This is a genomic window from Plasticicumulans sp., assembly GCF_035331805.1.
GTDB lineage: Bacteria > Pseudomonadota > Gammaproteobacteria > Competibacterales > Competibacteraceae > Plasticicumulans.
This window is the reverse complement of record NZ_DAOLKE010000506.1, coordinates 1-1,909: the sequence shown is the minus strand read 5'-3', so window position 1 is coordinate 1,909 and position 1,909 is coordinate 1. Positions and strand designations below refer to the sequence as shown.

Here is a 1,909-nt window from a genome sequence, read left to right as displayed (position 1 = left end):
CGGCCGCGAAGTGCCCGGCGCGGCCAACCCCTTTCCGTTTTCGGGAAAGGGGTTGGAAACCGGAAAATCACCCGCTGCCAGCCACCACGCGGATCAGGCCAGATCGAAGCGGTCGAGATTCATGACCTTGTTCCAGACCGCGACGAAATCGTCGACGAACTGCCGCTGCGCATCGGCACTGGCGTAATACTCGGCGAGTGCGCGCAGTTCCGAATGCGAGCCGAAGATCAGGTCGACACGCGTTGCCGTCCATTTCGGCTGACCGGTTCCGCGGTCGCTGCCGGTGAACAGCTCCGGATCCGCCTCGCTTGCCGTCCAGACCGTGCCCATGTCGAGCAGGTTGACGAAGAAGTCGGTGCTCAGGGTTTCCGGGCGGTCGGTGAATACGCCGTGTGCGCTCTGCTGGTAATTGGCGCCGAGCACGCGCAGGCCGCCGATCAGCACCGTCAGTTCCGGCGGCGTCAGCGTCAGCAGCTGTGCCCGATCGACCAGCAGTTGTTCGGCCGAAACGCTGTAGCGCGCCTTCCGGTAGTTGCGGAAACCGTCGGCGATCGGCTCCAGCACCGCGAAGCTGTCGATGTCGGTCTGCGCCTGCGTCGCGTCCATGCGCCCCGGCACAAACGGCACGCTCACGTCGAAGCCGCCCTTGCGCGCCGCCTGCTCGACGCCGGCGCCGCCGGCCAGCACGATCAGGTCGGCGAGCGAAACCCGTTTGCCACCGGTCTGTGCATCGTTGAATTCGCGCTGGATCGCTTCGAGCGTCTGCAGCACCTGCGCGAGCCGCTGCGGCTGGTTGACCGCCCAGTCCTTCTGCGGCGCCAGCCGGATGCGCGCGCCGTTGGCGCCGCCGCGCAGGTCGGAGCCGCGGAAGGTCGAGGCCGAGGCCCAGGCCGTCGACACCAGCTCGGCGATCGACAGGCCCGAGGCCAGCACGCGCTGCTTCAGCGTCGCGATGTCCTGCGCATCGATCAGCGCGTGGTCGAGAGCCGGAATCGGGTCCTGCCAGATCAGTTCCTCGGCCGGGACTTCCGGGCCGAGGTAGCGCGTGCGCGGCCCCATGTCGCGGTGCGTGAGCTTGAACCACGCGCGCGCGAAGGCATCGGCGAATTCCTCGGGATGCGCGTGGAAGTGCCGGGCGATCGGTCCGTAGACCGGGTCCATGCGCATCGCCATGTCGGCGGTGGTCATCATGATCGGCACGCGCCTGCCCGGATCATCGGCGGCCGGCGCCTGGTTCTGTTCGGTCGTCACCTTCGGCTGCCACTGCTGCGCGCCGGCCGGGCTCTTCGTCAGTTCCCATTCGTTGCCGAACAGCATGTCGAAGTAGCTCATGTCGAAGCGCGTCGGCGTCGGCGTCCACGAGCCTTCGAGGCCGCTGCCGGTCTGGTCGGCGCCCTTGCCGCTGCCGTGGGCGTTGCGCCAGCCGAGGCCGAGCTCCTCGATGCCGGCGCCCTCGGGCTCGCGCCCGACCAGCGCCGGATCGCCGGCGCCGTGGCACTTGCCGAAGGTGTGACCGCCGGCGGTCAGTGCGACGGTCTCGTAGTCGTTCATCGCCATGCGCGCGAAGGTTTCGCGGATGTCGCGGCCGGAGGCGACCGGATCGGGATTGCCGTTCGGGCCCTCCGGATTCACGTAGATCAGGCCCATCTGCACGGCGGCGAGCGGATTTTCGAGCTGGTCGTGCTCGCCGGAGTAACGCCGGTCGCCGAGCCAGGTCGTCTCGGCGCCCCAGTAGATGTCCTTTTCCGGCTCCCAGATGTCCTCGCGTCCGCCACCGAAGCCGAAGGTCCTGCAGCCCATCGATTCCAGCGCGACGTTGCCGGCGAGGATGTAGAGATCGGCCCACGACAGGCTGCGGCCGTACTTCTGCTTGATCGGCCACAGCAGCCGGCGCGCCTTGTCGAGGTTG

1 protein-coding gene is annotated in these 1,909 nt (G+C 68.2%); it reads right to left on the bottom strand.

Annotated features, from left to right (window positions below; translation table 11 throughout):
• Nucleotides 1–93: 93 nt before the first annotated feature.
• A partial coding sequence (gene katG / locus PKE44_RS18880) for a catalase/peroxidase HPI (RefSeq protein WP_324554309.1) occupies nt 94–1,909 on the bottom strand: 1,816 nt, incomplete at its 5' end.